The 19,410-nt window shown below is 44.5% G+C and carries 19 protein-coding genes; 14 read left to right on the top strand and 5 right to left on the bottom strand.

Features of this window, described 5'->3' with window-relative positions; genetic code table 11:
• Positions 1 to 58 precede the first annotated feature (58 nt).
• Genes mtaB through ABHV44_RS09855 form a run of 3 tightly spaced genes read left to right on the top strand, consistent with a single transcriptional unit; the run spans position 59 to position 3,072 of the window.
• Positions 59 to 1,372, top strand: coding sequence for a tRNA (N(6)-L-threonylcarbamoyladenosine(37)-C(2))-methylthiotransferase MtaB (mtaB, locus tag ABHV44_RS09865; protein WP_459074518.1), 1,314 nt, complete (start codon positions 59 to 61; stop codon positions 1,370 to 1,372).
• Positions 1,373 to 1,386: 14 nt separating this feature from the next.
• On the top strand, positions 1,387 to 2,583 hold the full coding sequence (locus ABHV44_RS09860) for a prolipoprotein diacylglyceryl transferase (protein WP_459074517.1): 1,197 nt from the start codon (positions 1,387 to 1,389) through the stop codon (positions 2,581 to 2,583).
• A 27-nt stretch (positions 2,584 to 2,610) separates the two neighbouring features.
• Entirely contained in the window at positions 2,611 to 3,072 is a 462-nt protein-coding gene (locus tag ABHV44_RS09855; RefSeq protein WP_459074516.1) for a Cif family virulence factor, read from the top strand.
• Here ABHV44_RS09855 and ABHV44_RS09850 read toward each other — a convergent pair whose 3' ends face one another.
• From ABHV44_RS09850 to ABHV44_RS09840, 3 genes are all read right to left on the bottom strand, one after another.
• Positions 3,073 to 3,639 (bottom strand): class I SAM-dependent methyltransferase, encoded by a 567-nt coding sequence (locus ABHV44_RS09850; RefSeq protein WP_459074515.1) that lies wholly within the window; start codon positions 3,637 to 3,639, stop codon positions 3,073 to 3,075.
• A 161-nt stretch (positions 3,640 to 3,800) separates the two neighbouring features.
• Positions 3,801 to 4,217, bottom strand: a complete 417-nt coding sequence (gene msrB / locus ABHV44_RS09845; RefSeq protein WP_459074514.1) for a peptide-methionine (R)-S-oxide reductase MsrB — start codon at positions 4,215 to 4,217, stop codon at positions 3,801 to 3,803.
• Positions 4,165 to 5,400 (bottom strand): DEAD/DEAH box helicase, encoded by a 1,236-nt coding sequence (locus ABHV44_RS09840; protein ID WP_459074513.1) that lies wholly within the window; start codon positions 5,398 to 5,400, stop codon positions 4,165 to 4,167. The genes msrB and ABHV44_RS09840 overlap by 53 nt, the downstream gene beginning before the upstream one ends.
• A gap of 264 nt (positions 5,401 to 5,664) precedes the next feature.
• Here ABHV44_RS09840 and ABHV44_RS09835 point away from each other — a divergent pair, with 264 nt between their 5' ends.
• Both ABHV44_RS09835 and ABHV44_RS09830 read left to right on the top strand, forming a co-directional pair.
• Entirely contained in the window at positions 5,665 to 8,343 is a 2,679-nt protein-coding gene (locus ABHV44_RS09835) for a PKD domain-containing protein (RefSeq protein ID WP_459074512.1), read from the top strand.
• An 85-nt stretch (positions 8,344 to 8,428) separates the two neighbouring features.
• Positions 8,429 to 8,845: a DUF3276 family protein gene (locus ABHV44_RS09830; RefSeq protein WP_459074511.1), complete on the top strand. Its 417-nt coding sequence runs from the start codon at positions 8,429 to 8,431 to the stop codon at positions 8,843 to 8,845.
• 2 nt (positions 8,846 to 8,847) lie between these two features.
• On the opposite strand, the gene ABHV44_RS09825 is transcribed toward ABHV44_RS09830, so the two are convergent.
• Positions 8,848 to 9,378, bottom strand: a complete 531-nt coding sequence (locus ABHV44_RS09825) for an NADPH-dependent FMN reductase (RefSeq protein ID WP_459074510.1) — start codon at positions 9,376 to 9,378, stop codon at positions 8,848 to 8,850.
• Between the two features lie 256 nt (positions 9,379 to 9,634).
• On the opposite strand from ABHV44_RS09825, the gene ABHV44_RS09820 reads away from it, so the two are divergent.
• The 7 genes from ABHV44_RS09820 (at position 9,635) to ABHV44_RS09790 (ending at position 15,655) form a co-directional block, all read left to right on the top strand.
• Positions 9,635 to 10,318 (top strand): metal-dependent hydrolase, encoded by a 684-nt coding sequence (locus ABHV44_RS09820; protein ID WP_459074509.1) that lies wholly within the window; start codon positions 9,635 to 9,637, stop codon positions 10,316 to 10,318.
• A 9-nt stretch (positions 10,319 to 10,327) separates the two neighbouring features.
• Positions 10,328 to 11,140: a ParA family protein gene (locus tag ABHV44_RS09815; protein ID WP_459074508.1), complete on the top strand. Its 813-nt coding sequence runs from the start codon at positions 10,328 to 10,330 to the stop codon at positions 11,138 to 11,140.
• A complete protein-coding gene (locus ABHV44_RS09810; protein WP_459074507.1) occupies positions 11,133 to 12,032 on the top strand; it encodes a ParB/RepB/Spo0J family partition protein in 900 nt (299 codons plus the stop codon). Before ABHV44_RS09815 ends, ABHV44_RS09810 begins: the two co-directional genes overlap by 8 nt.
• Complete coding sequence (locus tag ABHV44_RS09805) at positions 12,029 to 12,604, top strand: DUF5683 domain-containing protein (RefSeq protein ID WP_459074506.1); 576 nt, start codon at positions 12,029 to 12,031, stop codon at positions 12,602 to 12,604. The genes ABHV44_RS09810 and ABHV44_RS09805 overlap by 4 nt, the downstream gene beginning before the upstream one ends.
• Before the next feature lie 16 nt (positions 12,605 to 12,620).
• Positions 12,621 to 13,337, top strand: a complete 717-nt coding sequence (gene dapB / locus ABHV44_RS09800; protein ID WP_459074505.1) for a 4-hydroxy-tetrahydrodipicolinate reductase — start codon at positions 12,621 to 12,623, stop codon at positions 13,335 to 13,337.
• Positions 13,338 to 13,422: 85 nt separating this feature from the next.
• Positions 13,423 to 15,024, top strand: coding sequence for a S26 family signal peptidase (locus tag ABHV44_RS09795; protein WP_459074504.1), 1,602 nt, complete (start codon positions 13,423 to 13,425; stop codon positions 15,022 to 15,024).
• A gap of 10 nt (positions 15,025 to 15,034) precedes the next feature.
• Positions 15,035 to 15,655, top strand: a complete 621-nt coding sequence (locus tag ABHV44_RS09790) for a WbqC family protein (protein WP_459074503.1) — start codon at positions 15,035 to 15,037, stop codon at positions 15,653 to 15,655.
• Here the strand turns inward: ABHV44_RS09790 and ABHV44_RS09785 are convergent.
• A complete protein-coding gene (locus ABHV44_RS09785; RefSeq protein WP_459074502.1) occupies positions 15,652 to 15,951 on the bottom strand; it encodes a type II toxin-antitoxin system RelE/ParE family toxin in 300 nt (99 codons plus the stop codon). The two genes, ABHV44_RS09790 and ABHV44_RS09785, sit on opposite strands and share 4 nt — an antisense overlap.
• Before the next feature lie 94 nt (positions 15,952 to 16,045).
• Here ABHV44_RS09785 and ABHV44_RS09780 point away from each other — a divergent pair, with 94 nt between their 5' ends.
• The gene (locus tag ABHV44_RS09780; protein ID WP_459074501.1) at positions 16,046 to 18,172 is read left to right on the top strand and encodes a S9 family peptidase; all 2,127 of its coding nucleotides are present in this window, start codon (positions 16,046 to 16,048) and stop codon (positions 18,170 to 18,172) included.
• Between the two features lie 128 nt (positions 18,173 to 18,300).
• Positions 18,301 to 19,407 (top strand): glycine cleavage system aminomethyltransferase GcvT, encoded by a 1,107-nt coding sequence (gcvT, locus tag ABHV44_RS09775; protein WP_459074500.1) that lies wholly within the window; start codon positions 18,301 to 18,303, stop codon positions 19,405 to 19,407.
• Positions 19,408 to 19,410 lie beyond the last annotated feature (3 nt).

Below are 19,410 nucleotides of genomic sequence, written 5' to 3'. Positions count from 1 at the left end.
CGAACTTGAAAAAAATGCAGTCTCCGCTCAAGTGCAGATTTATTACTTTTGCGGCCTTATGATGCAGTTTCACAAGGTAGCTTTTTATACGCTGGGCTGTAAGCTCAATTTTTCGGAGACTTCTACCATTGCCAGGAGTTTTGAAGATGCCGGATACGCCAGGGTGGATTTCAACGATGATCCAGACATTTTCGTGATCAACACCTGCTCGGTGACAGACAATGCAGATCGCAAATGCCGACAGATTGTAAACAAAGCAAGGAGAATCAATCCAGAATCTTTCATCATCATCATTGGCTGCTACGCGCAATTAAAACCACAGGAAATTTCTGAAATCCCGGGAGTGAATTTAGTTCTTGGAGCGCAAGAAAAATTCAACGTGCTTGAGCACCTGGAGAATGCCGATACAGCCACAACCGGCAAAGTAGAAGCAACGGAAATTAAAGCCACAAAAGAGTTTGTCCCGTCCTACTCTATTGGCGACCGCACCCGAACATTCCTAAAAGTGCAAGATGGCTGCAATTATTTTTGTGCCTTTTGTACCATCCCGCTCGCAAGAGGACGCAGCAGGAGCGCAAGCGTAGCCGAAACAGTGAAGCAAGCTGAAAAAGCGTCTCGCGAAGGGGCTAAAGAGATTGTGCTCACCGGAGTCAACATTGGAGATTTCGGCACACACAATGGCGAGTCGTTTTTTGATCTCATCAAAGAGCTCGACAAAGTAGAAGGAATTAGTCGCTATCGCATTTCGTCCATAGAGCCGAACTTGCTTTCTGACGAGATCATCGAGTTTTGCTCGAAATCGGAAAAGTTCGTACCGCACTTTCACATTCCGCTCCAGTCTGGTTCAGATGCAATTCTGAAAAAAATGCGGAGACGTTATCTCACGGACCTTTATGCAAACCGGGTGAGACGAATCAAAGAACTGATGCCTCAAAGCTGCATTGGCGTTGACGTAATTGTAGGGTTCCCGGGAGAAAGCGAAGAAGAATTCGAGAAGACTTACAATTTTTTGAAAGACCTGGACATTTCTTATCTCCATGTTTTCACCTATTCAGAGAGGCCCAACACGACAGCCCTCAGAATCGATGATGTAGTACCTATGGAAATTCGTCAAAAGCGAAGCAAAATGCTGCGAATTCTCTCTTCAAAAAAGAAAAGAGCTTTTTACGAATCGCAGCAGGGACGAGTAGAAAAAGTGCTTTTTGAAGGAGACGACAACGAAGGTGTGATGCACGGCTTCACAGAAAACTACGTGAAAGTAAAAACGCCTTTCGACCCTGAGTTAATTAATACAGAAATGACCGTGCAACTCGAAGAGCTCGACAGAGACGGTGTAATGAAAATCACCACTGCAGAGGCAGTAGAAATTTAAATTCTCTCAACCCTATGTACCCAACAATTTACCACGCCCTCAAAGACCTTATCGGAGTTGACTGGCAGTGGCTCAAACTCCTGAACAGCTTTGGCTTTTTTGTGGCTCTGGCATTTGTAGTTGCTAGCTGGCTGCTTTCGAGGGAGCTCAAGCGTATGGAAAAAAATGGTGAACTCCAGGCGCGGAAAAAGAAGATCGTTGTTGGCAAGCCGGTTAGTCCTATGAGCTACCTGCTGAATGGCGCCATGGGCTTCCTCCTTGGCTACAAGGTTCTCGGTCTTGTTTTTAATGCTCAGGATGCCTTTGGAAATGGAAGTCGGCCTCAGGAGTACCTGCTTTCTGCAGAAGGAAACCTGATTGGAGGAATAATCGTGGCAGCACTTTTTGTTTTTATGCGCTACCGCGAAGGACAAAAAAACAAACTTCCAGAACCGGAAGAAAGAGAGATTACTGTACACCCATTTGAACTGACAGGCACAATCACAATGGTTGCTGCTGTCGGTGGAATTGTAGGAGCCAAATTTTTTCACCTGTTTGAAGACCCCGACAACTTTCTGGAGTTTTTCAGAAATCCAAGCATCGACAATTTGTTGAGTGGTCTCACGATCTATGGAGGGTTGATTGTAGGTGGAGCTGCCGTTTTGTTCTATGCGAAGAGACATGGTATCCCCATGCTTAAAATTGCCGATGCAACAGCGCCCGGACTAATCCTTGCCTACGGAATTGGACGGATCGGTTGTCAGGTTTCTGGTGATGGCGACTGGGGAATAGTAAACACGTCTCCAAAACCTGGCTGGATGAGCTGGCTTCCCGATTGGCTGTGGTCTTACGACTATCCAAACAACGTTAATCGCATGGGAGTTCCATTTGACGGTGAACCCTGTTTTGATGGCTACTGCACTCATCTCGTACCATCGGTCTTCCCCACTCCGGTTTACGAAACGATCATGGCCGTGATCATCTTTTTCATCTTGTGGAGCCTGAGAAAAAGAATTAAAATCCCCGGAATGATTTTCGCCCTTTATTTGGCCTTCAATGGTTTTGAGCGATTTTGGATTGAGAAAATTCGCGTGAACGACACTTACAATCTGCTGGGCATGGAAATCACTCAGGCAGAGATTATTTCAACTCTGCTCTTTATTGCGGGAATTGTGATGATGGTTGTCCTCAAAAAACGATGGGATAAGAAGCAGTCTGTAAAAGCAGAATAATTTTAGCAAACACGCAGTTTTGGTTCTATGAAAAAGTTAATTCTTCCAGTCTTGGCAATCAGTTTTATCCTGGCAATCACTTCCTGTTCGGAAGATCCACAGGGGAAAACACGCGAGGAGGTTAAAAAAGAGATCCATAAAGTTTACAATAAAGCTGTGAGTGAATGGAACAACAAAAACATGCGCGGCTACATGCAAATGTTTTGGAAGTCAGACTCGCTTCGGGTGGCCAGCGGTGCACAGGCTGTTTATGGGTGGCAAAGAGCCCTGGACACTTCGATTGAGCAGGATCCTCAAGGCGAATACATGGGACAGGCTTACTCAGACGAGTTTCGAATCTTCCCAATAAACCCATCGAATGCCTGGAGTTACACGCGATTTAGAATTGAGGCCCAGGGCGATGTGATGCGAGGGTCAAGCACAGATATTTGGGAAAAGAAAGACGGTAACTGGAGGATTGTCCACAGCCACATTAGCTACGGTCAGTAATTAGCTGAGATCTTTAACGCCTTCCACAACCAAAAGCGGAGGAATATTGAGTGGCTGTACACTCATCTTCAAACCGCCAAATTGGTTCTTCACATACTTGTTCACCGTCATCGAAAATTGATAAGAGATTAAACGACCACCTTCACTGAGCATGTTGAAGGAATTCTGAATCAAATCTTTACGCTCTTTGTCATCGAGAAAGGTGAAGGGAATACCTGTGATGATGTAATCGGCATCGTCTATTCCGATGTTGTTGAGCACCTTACAAACATCCAGCGCATTTTCACAAACAACATGAATGCGATCGTCTCCGCTAAAAATATTTTTGAGGTCGCGAACGAAGTCTTCGTTTGTTTCGAATAGAATCAGTTTGGAGTTTTCGTGCATGTTTGCCGCCAGCATTTTCGAAAAAACTCCGTTGCCGGCACCGTATTCAACTACCACATTGGCCTTTTGAAAATCAATGCGATTTCGCAAATAGCGAACACTAAACTTTGAGGAAGGTGTAATTGAGGCGACCTGTTTGTCCTTCCAAAACCTGCGGATGTAATTGACTCCCAAACTCAATATTATTTGTTTGACATTGAGACACTGTCTGTTGGCACTTTAGAAGCAGCATCTCACATTTATGATCAAAGGCAAATATAGCGGTTCGCCCCTTTTCTGCCAATTTAGAGTAAAATCGAAAAGGATTTGATAACGAAATTAACTTTTTGCTAAGAGACGGATTAATCTTCTTTATCAAAGTCGATAGAAACGGAGTTGATGCAGTAGCGCATACCTGTCTCGGTGGGCCCATCGGGAAAAACGTGACCCAAATGGCTGTGACAATTTGCACAAAGGACCTCAGTGCGAATCATTCCGTGACTGGTATCTCTTTTCTCCTCCACAGAGCCTGGAATAGCCTTGTCGAAACTCGGCCATCCACAGCCTGCATCAAATTTTGTTTCGGATTCAAAGAGCGGATTACCACAAGCGTTGCACCTGTATTTTCCATCTTCAAAGTGCATATTAAATTTTCCGGAAAATGGTCTTTCGGTTCCCGCTTGTCTCAAAACATGAAACTCTTCCGGAGACAGTCGCTCCTTCCAATCACTTTCGGTTAGATTTTTTAAATCCTCCTTTTCTACCTTTTCCTTTGCCATAGTGCTTCTTTTTGTTTCCTCCACCACCAGTTTTCGGATTGTACTCCGGGCCAGGCCCGAGTTGAGGAGGAAGATCCAATTTTCTTACAGTGGTCTCAATCAATTGTTCGATTTGATAGAATTTGCGCTGGTCGTTGGGTGTGATGAGGGTTAGTCCCACCCCGGTGCTATCTGCACGAGCAGTTCTTCCAATGCGGTGGACATAATCTTCTGCATCTCCAGGAACATCGTAGTTGATTACCAATTCGATCCCGTCAATGTCGATTCCACGAGCTACAACATCGGTAGCCACTAGGATGGCAATTTTTCTATTCTTGAAAGCCAACAAAACTTCCTGTCTCTTGTCCTGATCGAGATCGGAGCTAATTTCTCCTACGTTGAGACCTTTGGACTTTAAAGCCCGATGAAGAGTTGAAACTGCCTTTTTGGTCGATGCAAAAATAATGGCGCTTTTCAGCTCTTCCTTGTCGACCAAACTCGTGATCAGATCCACTTTTTGATTATCGAAAACCAAGTAGGCTCCCTGCAGAACTCCCTCCGCAGGTTTCGAAAGCGCGATGTTGACATGAACCGGATCGTTCAAAATTTCTTTAGAAAGTTCCAGGATTCGCTTCGGCATGGTAGCCGAGAAAAGCAGGGTTTGGCGATCCTTATTGGCATTCTTGATGATTCTCAAAATATCCTGATAGAAGCCCATGTCGAGCATTCTGTCTGCCTCATCCAAAATCAAATGGTTGAGATGAGAGAAGTCTACGTAACCCAAATTGAGGTGAGAAATCATTCGACCTGGTGTCACAATCACGATGTCTGTACCTGTGGTGAGTGCCTTCTTCTCTTTGGAAAAATCACTGCCATCACCACCACCATAAATGGCGATGGATGAGATATCCGTGAAGTATGAAAAGCCTTGAATTTGTTGATCAATCTGAACTGCCAGTTCTCTTGTAGGAACGATCACGAGAGCATTGATGTGATCCCGGTTAGGATTATTGAGAATGTGATTCATGACCGGGAGCAAAAACGCAGCGGTTTTTCCAGTTCCCGTTTGAGCGCTTCCGATAAGATCTTTTTTCTCTAAAATGGGGGGAATAGCCATCTCCTGAATCGGAGTGGCTTCTTCAAAGCCCATGGCGCTGATACCTTCGAGTAAATCAGCGTGCAATTGCAACTTTTCGAATTTCAAATTAGTCTATCTTTTGATAATGAATCACAACGGATTCTGATTAGATGCCAAATCTAACGATTGAAAATGGTAATGTGTCATTAATTGTTCATCGAGCAATTATTTTGCTAATTTAGAGATTGATGCCACTAGCATTTTACAACCTTAAAGCACTAGATTTCAGTGATTAAAAAAATTTGCTGAGTTAGTGATTAGGGAAAACAGACACTTTGGAATAGTACTTTATGAAGAATTTATACACCGCCCGAAATTTCGTGAAACTCTATGCTTAAGCTCTGGAAACTTCTAACACTTGCTCTACTCCTGGCTTTGGCCATGCCTATGAGAGGAACGCACATAGTTGGAGGTGAGATTTATTACGAATATTTGGGAGGAAGCGAATATCTGATAACGCTGAAAATTTATCGGGACTGCGGCCCTGCCAACACAAATCAAACTGGATTTGACGATAACGCAGCCGTTGGCTTTTTTGTAAATGGCAACCTCGACTTCAGCATCAATATCCCAACGAATTTTACTCAGATTAATGAACTTCCGCTTGAGCTTGAAAATCCATGCTTCATAGTCCCACCGGAGCTTTGTGTGGAAGAAGCTGTTTACGAAACAGTGGTGGAACTGCCACCAAACCCAAACGGCTACCAGGTAGTGTATCAACGCTGCTGTAGAAACCCATCCATCAATAACCTCACGAACCCACAAGATTTAGGAATAACGCTGGAAACTCACATCCCAGGCACTTTCGAGATTGGCAATAACTTTAATAGCAGCCCTGTCTTTCAGGAATTTCCCCCGGTTGCACTTTGCACGAATGGAGCCTTTGTTTTTGACCATTCCGCTATCGATCCTGATGGAGATTCGCTTGCCTATGAATTTTGCGCACCACTGCATGGAGGTGGACCGGATACTGATGCGATGATTATTCCTGATCCGCCTTTTCCCCCACCATACGATGAAGTGACCTATGCTCCGGGGTTCAATGCACCAGAGCCGATCACAAGCGATCCACAATTTGAGATTGATCCAACAACAGGAGTGATCACTGGCACACCCACTCAGCAAGGACAGTACGCTATGGGGATTTGTGTGAAAGAATATCGGGATGGAGACCTTATCAGCACCGTGAGGCGTGACTTTCAGTTTAATGTAACAATTTGTGACCCCAATGTGAGTGCCGCAATTGAAGAACAATCTACCGAAGAGTTTTGTCAGGGTCTTACTGTGGATTTCACGAGCAACTCCGTGAATGCAACGAGTTACCTGTGGGATTTTGGTGACCCAAACACGGAAGATGACACTTCCACAGAGCCTAATCCAAGTTACACCTACGATGAAATTGGGGAGTACGAAGTGTGGCTAATTATTAATGAAGGTTGGAGCTGCGTAGATTCCGCATCGGCAAGTTTTGAAGTTTATCCAGAAGTTGCTCCCACCATCTTGCAAGGTGAATTTGAATGCCTTAATGGCCAGGAAACTTATTCCTTTGATTCGGAAGGGAACTTTTCTGAGGATGTCATTTACAGCTGGTCCGTTAATGGCTCAGACATGGGAACGGACAGCTTGCTCACCTCAGCACCGCTCAATCCGGGTGAGCAAAACACAATCATTCTTACTGTGGAAGATTACGCCTGCACCGTTTCTGATGAGATAATCATCGACCTGCCCCCCACACCACAAGCGCAGATTGGCCCACAAACTGAGTTTTGCAACGGGCTCACTTACGACTTTGTCAACGAATCTCAGAATGCTGAATCTTATTCATGGGATGTGGATATTAACGGAACCTGGGATGGCGGATCGAATAGCTTCGAGCCAACTTTCACTTATCCCGACACTGGTCATTACGTGGTAGAGCTCACGGCTTTTGCACCTCAAACCTGTCCAACGACAGACACCGAAGAAATTGAAGTGTATACTTTGCTAAACCCGTCATTTCCCGCTCAATCTTCTCAGTGTTTTAATGGGCACAACTTCGATTTCGAAGGTCTTGGTGCAGAATCTGACGAAGCAATTTACTCCTGGGATTTTAGCGAATTTGGTTCTCCACAAACGAGCGATGAGCCAAATCCTCAGAACATAACCTTTGAAGAGGCCGGCACTTATCCGGTCCATTTGACTATTGCCGAAAACGGTTGTGAACGAGACTATCTCGATTCTGTAGAAGTCATTTATAACCCTGTACCTGAATTCTCTCTCCATCATGATTCCGGATGTCCGCCATTCATGGTAACATTCACCGACTCCAGTGAACACTCCACACCGATTAACTATTTCTGGGAGTTTGGCGATGGCAACACTGCCACAAATCAAAACCCAGTTCACGTTTATCAGAATCCTGGAATTTACACAGTGACACTGACAATCAATTCGAACCAGGGATGTGTAGATGAAGTTAGCGAGGTTCAGGTCGATGCAGTCGAGGTTCTCGATTCGCCAGATGCGGGATTCATTGTCGAACCGCAGACCATGGCGGCCATTGATCCAAATGCGCAGATTATCGATCAGTCGGAAGGCGCGATCTCGTGCTTTTATTATTTCGAAGACGGATCAACTTCTAACTCCTGCGATTTTCTTCACACCTTCACAGAAACGGGCTACGTGGACGTAATGCAGGTAGTGACAAATGAGTTTGGCTGCACTGACACTGCCTACTATCCGGTAGAGATTTCGGGCCATTTGTTTTACGCCCCTAATGCTTTCACGCCTGATGGTGACGGCATCAATGACGTGTTTGTGCCAAAATCTGTGGGTGTTGGTGAGTATACCATGTACATCTACAATCGATGGGGAAAGAAAATCTTTAAGTCTATCCACCCGAAGGTAGGCTGGGATGGCACTTACAAAGGTGAGCCGGTTCCTCAAGGCGTTTACACCTACCAGGTTTTTTTGGAAGACCTCAGACAGCTGCCACACGACTACACAGGCCACATCAACCTCATCCGTTGACCCTTTCTAGATCTGCATTTCGGTTTTTGGATTATTTTTCTAATTTTGATTAAACGTAACTCTCTAACCAAAAACCAAATTGAGCATGTCAGACGGCAGGAACAACAGGGAAGATATTTATTCGAAGGCCATCCGAGCGGGAAAACGAACCTACTTTTTCGATGTAAAGTCTACCAAGGGTAGCGACCTCTACCTCACAATCACCGAAAGCAAAAGAAAGTACAACGATGATGGTAAGTTCTTTTACGAGAAGCACAAACTTTTCCTCTACAAAGAAGACTTCGACAAATTTGCTGATGGGCTCACCGAGACAATCGATAAAATCCGCGAGTTGCAAGCTACAGATGAGTTTTTAAGTGAAGACGACTCACCTAGAAACGATGCTTACGACAACGACTCAGATGGTGATGAAACGCCAAAGTTTAGCGAAAATGGCAACTCCGATAGCAAGCGATCCGATGAAGAGTTTTCTGACGTGAAATTTGAAGATCTCGAAGACTAATTTTAAAAATCAATCATTTGGCTGGCGTGCTCATCCAGTCTTTCTAGTGTCTCCCGATCGAGTTTTCCTTCCTGATTGTCCAAAATAGTTTCTATCAAACTCAGCTTAGGTTTCGAGAAATGTACGTGCACCTTCAGATAGTGCAATATTCCTGTAAAGTGATCCATTCCTAAAAGGCTCCCAGTTCTTCCTGCACTCAAACCTATCAACCCGGCCTTTTTACCGGTAAAAATTTTTGGATTCATACAGTCGATAAACGCCTTCAGAATTCCTGGAAATCCACCGTTGTATTCCGGCACAACAAAGATGTACTTATCGGTGTGGAGCATATACTTCTCAACAATCCGCTCCACTTCCTCTGACCTCAATCCATACATATCGCTAGCCAAAAAATCGTGCGGCATTTCGCGCAAATTGAACACCTGTGCTTCGGCCCCTTTTTGATTTAATAATCTGGCGTATTCTTCGGCTACTTTGCTGCTGTTGCTGTTTTCCCTGTTGGTTCCGGCAATTACCGTAATCTTCTGTTTCATGATTAATTTTACTGATTAGCTCAAATCAAAATCTTCAACTGTTACAGGTTTTGGATGTTTGTTATCAACGTGATTTTAACAAAAAATCTGTGTAAAACTTTACCCTCCATCACACCCTTCAAGGCCTTGAGAAAACCTATCTTTACCTAATATTTCAAAGGCGCTGGAAACGCTGAAAATAAGGCCAAATCTAAGTAATCCACCTGGCCTTCAACAAATGCACAGATTTTAACCCGAAAAAAGCGAAGAACGATTTATGAAGCTCACATACTTTGGACATTCTTGCTTCCTTCTGGAAACCAACGACAAAAAGATTTTGATCGATCCCTTTATCAGCCCAAACGAGCTGGCAAAGAATATCGATGTAAATGATATTTCTTGTGATTACTTATTGCTTTCTCACGGTCACGAAGACCATGTGGCAGATGTAGACACCGTTTTGACAAACAACAAAAACTGTCAGGTGGTTTCCAACTTTGAAATCATCGGTTGGATCCAGGGCAAAGGTCACGACAACGTGCACCCAATGAATCACGGTGGGAAAGCGAAGTTTGATTTTGGAAGTGTGAAATACGTTAATGCAGTTCACAGCAGTGTTTTGCCAGATGGAACTTACGGTGGAAATCCGGGAGGATTTCTTTTTGAAATCGAAGGAAAGACAATTTACTACGCAGGAGATACGGCACTAACCATGGACATGCAGCTCATAGGTAAGTACCACAAACCCGATTTGGCAATCTTGCCAATTGGAGATAACTTCACCATGGGAATTGAAGATGCTGTCATTTGCTGCGACTTTATTCAGTGCAATGATGTAATTGGAATGCATTACGATACGTTTCCACCAGTAAAAATTGACCACGAAGAGGCTAAAACAAAATTCAACAAGGCCGGAAAAAACCTCGAACTGATGGAAATCGGTTCGTCAAAGGCCATTTAAACGAGGGACATGGGAAAAATTATTTCAATAGCGAATCAGAAAGGTGGAGTTGGAAAAACAACAAGCGCCATTAACCTTGCCGCTTGCTTTGGCGTGCTGGAGTACAAAACGCTTATTGTGGATGCAGATCCTCAGGCTAACGCAACATCGGGTGTTGGTATCGACCCCAAGACAGTGAAGACCAGTGTCTACGAAAGCATCATTAACGATGTGCCCCCGAAAGACATCATCATCTCAACTGAGAACCCGAATCTCGACATTCTACCAGCGCACATCGATTTGGTTGGAGCTGAAATTGAGTTGATCAACATGCCCAACAGGGAGTACATGATGAAGATGGCCCTGGAGCCCATCAAAGACGAGTACGACTTTATCATCATCGATTGCTCACCATCTTTGGGCCTAATCACTGTCAATGGACTTACGGCTTCCGACTCTGTGATTATCCCTGTTCAGTGCGAGTACTTTGCACTCGAAGGCCTTGGCAAGTTGTTGAACACGATCAAAATCGTTCAGTCGAAACTCAACACAGAGTTGTCTATCGAAGGGATTTTATTGACAATGTACGACACTCGCCTCCGACTCGCCAATCAGGTTGTGGAAGAGGTAAAAATGCACTTCCAGGAACTTGTATTCGATACAATCATTCACAGAAATACTCGTTTGGGTGAAGCTCCGAGCTTTGGTGAAACCATCATCATGCACGATGCAAGTTGCAAAGGTTCGGTGAACTATCTCAACCTTGCCAGAGAAATTCTGCAGAAGAATGAGATGACGAAAATTAGTGATGAAGAAAAATATATCAACTTAGATAATGGCTAAGAAGAAAGCGTTGGGAAGAGGCCTGAGTGCCTTACTGGAAAATTCGGGAAGTGCACCAGAGCCTAGAAAACCTGTAAGCAAAGGAAGTATTGGGAATGTAGCGGGCAATATCGCCATGCTCAAAATTTCTCAGATCGAAGCGAACCCATTTCAGCCTCGCTCAAAATTTGACTCTACAGCACTTGAGGAACTGGCCACTTCCATTCGCGAGTTGGGAATTATCCAGCCCATCACTGTTAGAAAAATTGGCGCCCAGCGCTACCAATTAATCTCTGGTGAACGCAGATTTAGAGCTTCTCAAATTGCAGAAGTTGAAGAAATTCCCTCCTACGTAAGAGAAGCTGACGATCAGGCAATGCTCGAAATGGCGCTGGTCGAAAACATTCAACGCGAAAACCTCGATGCCATCGAAGTTGCCATCAGCTACCAAAGACTGATTGAAGAGTGCTCTTTGACCCAGGAACAGCTGAGCGAACGTGTTGGCAAAAACCGAACTACAGTAACCAACTACTTGCGATTACTCAAATTGCCCGCAGAAATCCAGGTAGGAATAATCGAGAAAGAAATCAGCATGGGCCACGCCCGTGCATTGGTCAATGCCGGATCGGAAAAAAAGCAGGTTGACGTTTTTAGGAAAATTCTCAAGGATGATCTTTCGGTAAGACAAACCGAAGAGCTCGTTAGAAACGGAGACCAGAAGTCGAAATCGAAAAATGGTAAATCGGCCGGTAGCTCGCTTTCCTTGGCTCACCAAAAGGTGCGCGATGAACTGAAAGAAAAATTCGGTAAAGGCGCTGGGTTAAAGCGAAGTGAAAATGGTACTGGCAAAATCGAAATTCCTTTCCGCTCTGAAGAAGAACTCCAACAGCTAATCGACTTACTTGAGCTTTGAGCTTCAAAATTAGCATAGCGTCCCTCCTGTTTTTGCTTGCTACCATTTCGTGTTTTTCTCAAAATGAAACTTACGATGTCGAACAGGCAGACACAACCGATGTGGAGAGTGTTGATGAAAGCGATCCTTTTGCATCGCATCCTCCCCGAAAAGCAACAATCATGTCTGCCGTGCTTCCCGGTCTTGGCCAGGCTTACAACAAAAAATACTGGAAGATCCCGATAGTCTATGCCGGAATTGGCACCTGTGTCTACTTCATTGTAGAGAACGGAAAAAGCTTCAGACGCTATCGCGATGCACTGATTGCAGTGAGAGATGATGACCCAAACACTGTGAACACCACTCAGTTTAATGGCTCGCAGCTCGATCAGCTTCAGAATACATATCGCAGGTGGCTCGATCTTTCTTACGTGTCACTGGCAGCAGTCTACATCCTTCAAATCATTGATGCCAATGTCGATGCTCACTTTTTTCACTTCGACATTTCAGACGACATCTCGCTGAACTGGTCGCCTGATATCAACCTGGCTCCAACAGGGTCTACCGGCATTTCACTCAATATCCAATTCTGAAAAAGATTCTTGCTTCATGAAAATTGCGATCATCGGTTACGGGAAAATGGGTAAAACCATTGAAAAACTCGCAGTTGAACGCGGGCACGAAATAGTCTTAAAAGCCACCTCCTCCTCCCCTGCGACTTCCGAAAATCTCTCTGGATGCGATGTGGCGATAGAGTTTACCAACCCCGAAAGTGCCGTGGACAATTTTATGCTCTGCCTTCAGAACGATATTCCAGTTGTCACAGGGTCTACGGGATGGAACGATCAAAAAAAAGAAGTGCTAAAGACTGTTGAAGAAAAGAAAGGACGCTTTTTCTTCGCCAGTAATTTTTCCGTGGGAGTCAATATTTTCTTCCAGGTAAACAAGTCATTGGCTAAACTAATGAACGCTCAACCGGATTACACACCGTCAGTTGAAGAGTGGCATCACATTCACAAAAAAGATGCTCCCAGTGGAACTGCTGTTTCCATTGTGGAACAAATGATCGATAAACTAGATAGCAAGACCGGCTGGAGTTTAGCTCCCGAAAAACCAAACGAAAATGAGATTGGAGTGAAAGCCTACCGAGAGGGCGAGATTTTTGGCACGCATTGCGTGAGCTACCGAAGTGCAATAGATGACCTCACCATTGAGCACAAAGCTCACAGTCGTGAAGGTTTCGCCAAAGGTGCTATTTTAGCGGCCGAATGGATCGTAAACCAATCCTCTGGAACATACGGAATGGAAGATTTACTGCAAATTTGAGCCATTCATAATGACCTGCTGCCACTCGTAATTTTGGCTACAATTTTAGCTGAAGTATTCGTTTTAGGAGCATAATTTTGACAACATGAATTTACCCGAAATACTACTTCTACTCCTCATTGCAGAATACTTCATTGTTCTGCCAAAGTTTTTTGAAAAAGCAGGAAAACCATCCTGGAAAGGATACATCCCCGGATATAACTTTTACATCTGGTTGCAGCTCACCAACCGCCCGTGGTATTGGCTTATCCTTCTCCTGATTCCCGGAGTGAATTTGCTGATGCTGATCATCATGAATGTTGAGCTTGCCATTGTTTTCAACAAAAGATCCACCAGGTCGCAGTGGTTTGTGGGAGTGCTTCCGTGGATTGCTCTTCCTATGATGGCGTTCAAAGATGAAGAAGTGAAGTACGTGGGACCGAGAGATTGGAAAAAGAGAAAGAAAAGCACAACGAGAGAATGGGGCGAGGCAATCATTTTTGCAATCATTGCCGCTACAGTAATCAGAACTTTTCTTTTAGAAGCTTTCACCATTCCTTCTCCTTCCATGGAGAAATCGATGCTCGTAGGAGATTACCTCTTTGTAAGTAAAGTGAACTACGGGCCTCGTTCGCCAATGACCCCGGTGAGCTTTCCACTTGCTCACCACACCATGCCAATTCTGGGAACTAAAAGCTACGTGGAGTGGTACAAGATGCCCTATTTCAGACTTCCGGGACTCGGAGATGTAGAGCGAAACGATGCAGTGGTTTTCAACTTTCCGCACGGGGATACGATCATCAATCAACCCGACATGTCGACCCGCGACTATTACCAGTACGTTCGCAGACAAGCATATGATCTCTACCAAAGAAATGTAGAGGAGCCAACTCCTGAAGGATTTATGAAGGTGGATGAAAAGTATCGTCAGCAAGCGAGCAGAATGTTCGAAAACCAGTACGGGCTGGATGTGCGACCACTAGATAAAAAAGAACACTATATCAAGAGAGCGGTGGGACTGCCAGGAGACACTCTGAGCATTGTAGATCGACAAATCATGATCAATGGCGAGCCCGCAGAAAACCCCGAACACTTGCAGTTCGACTACATTATTGAAAGCACCAATACTGTATCTACAGCTAACGCCATTCAACGAAGACTCGATTTAAGACTCAAATCTTCCATCGGTATCCAGGGAAACCGCATTCGCGCTACCATTGAGCCTAGTGAAGCGGAGGTGATTAAGCGCATGTCGAATGTCGACACGGTCTACGTCCAAAATGAAGAAAAAGGCGAAATGGACCTGGGTTTTCTCAGGATTTTCCCGCATCACCCGGATTACGATTGGACACCTGATAATTTCGGCCCTCTTTACATACCTAAGAAAGGAAGAACCATAGAACTCACTACCGACAACCTACCGATTTACGAAAGAGTGATTGATGTTTATGAAAACAACGACCTCCGGGTTGAAGGAGATGAGATTTACATTAACGGTGAAAAGACAGACAGCTACACTTTCAAACAGGATTACTACTGGCTAATGGGAGACAACCGTCACCAATCACTCGACTCCAGATTCTGGGGCTTTGTGCCTTTCGATCACGTAGTTGGTGAAGCAGTGTTTACGTGGTTCTCTAAAGAAAACAGTGCTCAGCACCACGGTAGTGACATTCGTTGGGACAGGATGTTTAAGTTGGTAGAATAACCTCTTATTTATGGCCAGCAAAACCATTGTTTTACCGATTTGCCCTTTCGGAAACATTGACTTTTACTCGAGCTATTTTGCAGCTGATGAAGTGATTTTTGAACAGTGGGAACACTATCCCAAACAAACCTACAGAAATCGCTACGAGATTCTCGGGCCTAATGGTAGACAACGTCTTACCATTCCTGTAGTTGGTCAAAAAGGGCAGAAAATTCCGGTTTGTGAAATAGATATCGATTACAAAGACGACTGGCCGACTTTGCATTGGAGGTCAATCGTTACAGCCTACCAACGTTCGCCTTTCTTCGATTTCTACAAGGATGAGTTTTACGATGTCCTCTTTTCAAGGCCTGAGAAATTGGTCGATTTCAACATGAGCACACACAAACTCATTTTGAACTGGCTTGGTAAAAGCCGCGAAGAAAAATACACTTCTGATTTTTTTAAGGGGTCTTCAGACGAAGATTTGAAAGACAATTTCAAATCGAAACAGCGATGGGTGGAAAACCGGAGTTACTTGCAGGTTTTTTCAGACAGGCATGCTTTCGAGCACAACTTATCACTTTTGGATCTGATCTTTAATCTTGGACCGGAAAGTTTGACTTATCTCGAGAAAGAGTCAGTTGATTAGCGCTTTCCTTTTTTGCCGGGTTGGATGATGATGTCAAGAACGATCACGCGAGACTCTTCCACCTTGTAGTAAATAAGGTAATCCCAAACTTCCACTTTTCTGTACTCTCCATCGAGTCTTTCGAAACGGGCCTGTTTTGAGTTGGCCATTGGATTTACTCCTAGCTTTCTGATGCTGTCTAAAATTGCCAGACGGGCATCTTCTCCTCCAATTAGAGACACCTCCTTGAGCCCACTAATGATTCTTTTAAAAGAAGCCGTTGCACGATCAGTAACAATCACCTTAGATCTTTTCATGCGACAAATTTAAAACTTTATCCACGCTCATTCCAGTGTCAATTTCACCAAGTCGATTTGGCTATATTTACAGCCCATTTTCAGACCAAAAAACATGATGAAAAAAACGCTAATCCTTATTTTTTTAACAGCTTTCCTGAGTAGCATTTCATTCGCCCAGGAGCTCTCCATCGAAGAAGCCGTAATGGGTAACTACGGTGAGTTGAACCCCGAAAATCTCGACCAGCTTCAGTGGATAAAAGGCGAAGACGAAGCCACTTACATTGATGAGGATAACCTGATTGTTGTCAATCGAAGAGGTAAAACGAACGTGCGCTTAACTCTCGATAAACTGAATAAACAGGTAGAAGACTCTCTGACGAGCTTTCCAAAAATCACATGGATCAACAAAAACAATTTTTTCTTCAGCCGTGGAAAATCTTACTACAAAACCAACCTGAAGAAAGATAAGACAGAGATTGTTTTACAGTACGATGAAGATGCTGAAAACGCTGACTATCATCAGCAAACCAATCGGGTTGCTTTCACAAAAGAGAACAATCTTTTTATCAACGATGGCAAACGAACGATTCAGATCACTGACGAGCCAGAAGGTGTCGTGAGTGGGCAGGCCATTCACAGATACGAATTTGGGATTACCAAAGGAACTTTTTGGTCGCCAGGTGGTAAGCGACTGGCTTTTTACCAAAAGGATGAACGCCCGGTTAGTGACTACCCTATTCCCGACTACACGAAGGTTCCCGCGGCCGATGAAACCATAAAATATCCGATGGCTGGGCAAGACAGCGAAATTCCAAAAGTTGGTGTGTATGACATTCAAAACGAAAGACTCCTTTATCTGGACATTGAGGATGGAAAAGCAGATGACAGTTTTTACGTGACCAACCTCACCTGGAGCGAAGACGGCAACACGATTTACCTGGCGGTAGTCAACCGAGATCAGAATGAAATGTATCTCGGAGCCTGGTCATCTCACAAAGGGCAGTTTTTAGGTAAGGTTCTGGAAGAAAGCGATGACGAATACGTGGAACCAGAGCACGGCCCGATTTTCACTAAAAAATCTAAGTATTATCTTCTGTGGTTTAGCGAACGAAGTGGATTCAACCACCTTTACATGTACGACACCAAAGGGAATCTGAAAAATCAGGTGACTTCCGGCAATTTTGATGTAACAGATTTTCTTGGTTTCAGCGAAGAAGGTGATTTCATCTACGTTCAGGCTACCGGAGAAAACCCAACCGAGCGTCATATCTACAAGGCAGCTGTTGATGGAAGCGGGATGACGAGACTCACCTCCACTCCCGGCACACATTCTGCGAAACTGAGCACTTCCGGAAAGTATTTTATTGACTCTTTTTCAAGTGTTGAAACTCCACGAGTGATCTCTCTCAAAGATGAGGATGGCGAGGAAGAAGCTGTTTTATTCGAGGCTGAAAATCCGCTAAAAGGAAAGCAATACGGACAGACGGAAATTTTTTCACACAAAGCAGAAGATGGCACACCACTGTGGTGTCGAATGATAAAGCCCAGCGACTTTGATGAAAGCAAAAAATATCCTGTTCTCGTTTACGTTTACAACGGCCCTCATGTGCAGCTTGTGCGAAACACCTGGCTCGGTGCTGCCTCACTCTGGATGCACAGTCTGGCGGAAGATGGGTTTATAGTTTTCACTGTTGATGGCAGAGGATCGGCAAACAGAGGAATCGATTTCGAGCAAGCTGTTTTTAGAAATCTCGGGAATCTGGAAATGCAAGACCAGCTGCATCTCACCAACTGGCTGAAGGAACAACCTTACACAGATGAAAACAGATTTGCCGTTCACGGCTGGAGCTACGGTGGTTTTATGACTACATCTTTGATGCTTCGCAAACCAGGAAACTTTAAAGTTGGCGTAGCCGGAGGCCCTGTTATCGATTGGAAGTTATACGAAGTGATGTACACTGAGCGCTACATGGACACTCCGGAAACTAACCCCGAAGGATTTGAGGAAGCAGCTTTGCCGCAGTACGTAGAAAACCTGGAGGGCAAGCTCCTATCGATCCACGGCACCTCAGACGATGTTGTGGTGCTTCAGCACAACATGGCACTATTGAAAGCTTCAATTGAGAAGGGAGTGCAAATAGACTTTATGGCATACCCAGGCCACCCTCACAACGTGCACGGAAAAGACCGCGTTCACCTGATGACTAAGGTGATTGAATACATTAAAGCTGGGCTGTAAGAAGTGCTCCTTTGTGATCTTTCCAGAGAGCTGAAATTTCTACCTTTGCCGGCAAATTTCGATGAAGGATAAGAAATATGTAACTTATCAATCGTCAAAAATTCCTGAAACCGCAGAACAAACAACAGATGAGCGAATCCAAAACCACTTTAAAGTCGACTCCGCTAAAGTCTAAACACGAAGCACTGGGTGCCAAAATGGTTCCCTTTGCAGGGTTTGAAATGCCTGTGCAGTACACAGGCGTGAATGAAGAGCACCTCAACGTGCGTGAGAATCTAGGTGTTTTTGATGTCTCTCACATGGGTGAGTTTTTTATCACTGGACCTAATGCTCTGGATCTCGTTCAAAGAATCTCATCGAATGACGCTTCAAAACTGGTCGATGGCAAGGTGCAATACAGCTGCATGCCCAACGACAAGGGAGGAATTGTGGACGACCTGCTCATCTACCGATTCAATGAAGAGACCTATCTTCTTGTGGTGAACGCTTCCAACATCGAAAAAGACTGGAACTGGATAGAAGGTCAAAACACCTTTGGTGCAGAAATGAGTGATCAGTCAGACGATTACGCATTGCTGGCCATTCAGGGTCCGAAAACGGCCGAAGTCATGCAGTCGCTCACGGAAGTGAACCTGGCCGACATGGGCTTCTACACTTTCAAAGTTGGAAAATTTGCCGGAAAAGAAGACGTAATCATTTCCGCAACGGGCTACACCGGTGCCGGAGGATTTGAAATTTACTGCCACAGCGATGATGCTGAAGAAATTTGGGATGCGGTGATGAAAGCTGGAAGTGATTTTGGAATCAAACCAGCAGGACTTGCAGCACGAGATACACTGCGACTGGAAATGGGGTTTGCTCTTTATGGAAACGATATTGACGACACCACCTCTCCTATCGAAGCCAGGCTTGGATGGATCACTAAATTCAACCACGACTTTGTGAATCGCGAAGCACTCGAAAAACAGAAAGAAGAAGGAGTAGATCAAAAACTAGTAGGATTCGTGCTCAACGAAAAAGGAATTGCCAGAAAGGATTACCCAATCGAAGACAGCGAAGGCAATGTGATAGGCCGAGTGACTTCAGGTACTATGAGTCCATCGCTTCAGAAAGCCATCGGATTGGGCTATGTTAAAAACGACTTCATTTCGCCTGGTTCGGAAATTTTCATTGCGGTGAGAAAGAAAAAGATTCCAGCCGAAGTCGTGAAATATCCATTTCTAAAATCGCTCTAAGCC

Source organism: Halocola ammonii (genome assembly GCF_049334165.1).
Lineage (GTDB): Bacteria > Bacteroidota > Bacteroidia > Flavobacteriales_D > Sanyastnellaceae > JBEGHD01.
The sequence above is the reverse complement of the archived record's forward strand: the minus strand, read 5'-3'. Positions and strand labels throughout refer to the sequence as shown.

Coding starts and splice junctions, on each gene's coding strand:
- mtaB (WP_459074518.1), top strand. CDS start 59: ATGATGCAGTTTCACAAGGTAGCTTTTTATACGCTGGGCTGTAAGCTC.
- ABHV44_RS09860 (WP_459074517.1), top strand. CDS start 1,387: ATGTACCCAACAATTTACCACGCCCTCAAAGACCTTATCGGAGTTGAC.
- ABHV44_RS09855 (WP_459074516.1), top strand. CDS start 2,611: ATGAAAAAGTTAATTCTTCCAGTCTTGGCAATCAGTTTTATCCTGGCA.
- msrB (WP_459074514.1), bottom strand. CDS start 4,217: ATGGCAAAGGAAAAGGTAGAAAAGGAGGATTTAAAAAATCTAACCGAA.
- ABHV44_RS09835 (WP_459074512.1), top strand. CDS start 5,665: ATGCTTAAGCTCTGGAAACTTCTAACACTTGCTCTACTCCTGGCTTTG.
- ABHV44_RS09830 (WP_459074511.1), top strand. CDS start 8,429: ATGTCAGACGGCAGGAACAACAGGGAAGATATTTATTCGAAGGCCATC.
- ABHV44_RS09825 (WP_459074510.1), bottom strand. CDS start 9,378: ATGAAACAGAAGATTACGGTAATTGCCGGAACCAACAGGGAAAACAGC.
- ABHV44_RS09820 (WP_459074509.1), top strand. CDS start 9,635: ATGAAGCTCACATACTTTGGACATTCTTGCTTCCTTCTGGAAACCAAC.
- ABHV44_RS09815 (WP_459074508.1), top strand. CDS start 10,328: ATGGGAAAAATTATTTCAATAGCGAATCAGAAAGGTGGAGTTGGAAAA.
- ABHV44_RS09810 (WP_459074507.1), top strand. CDS start 11,133: ATGGCTAAGAAGAAAGCGTTGGGAAGAGGCCTGAGTGCCTTACTGGAA.
- dapB (WP_459074505.1), top strand. CDS start 12,621: ATGAAAATTGCGATCATCGGTTACGGGAAAATGGGTAAAACCATTGAA.
- ABHV44_RS09795 (WP_459074504.1), top strand. CDS start 13,423: ATGAATTTACCCGAAATACTACTTCTACTCCTCATTGCAGAATACTTC.
- ABHV44_RS09790 (WP_459074503.1), top strand. CDS start 15,035: ATGGCCAGCAAAACCATTGTTTTACCGATTTGCCCTTTCGGAAACATT.
- ABHV44_RS09785 (WP_459074502.1), bottom strand. CDS start 15,951: ATGAAAAGATCTAAGGTGATTGTTACTGATCGTGCAACGGCTTCTTTT.
- ABHV44_RS09780 (WP_459074501.1), top strand. CDS start 16,046: ATGATGAAAAAAACGCTAATCCTTATTTTTTTAACAGCTTTCCTGAGT.
- gcvT (WP_459074500.1), top strand. CDS start 18,301: ATGAGCGAATCCAAAACCACTTTAAAGTCGACTCCGCTAAAGTCTAAA.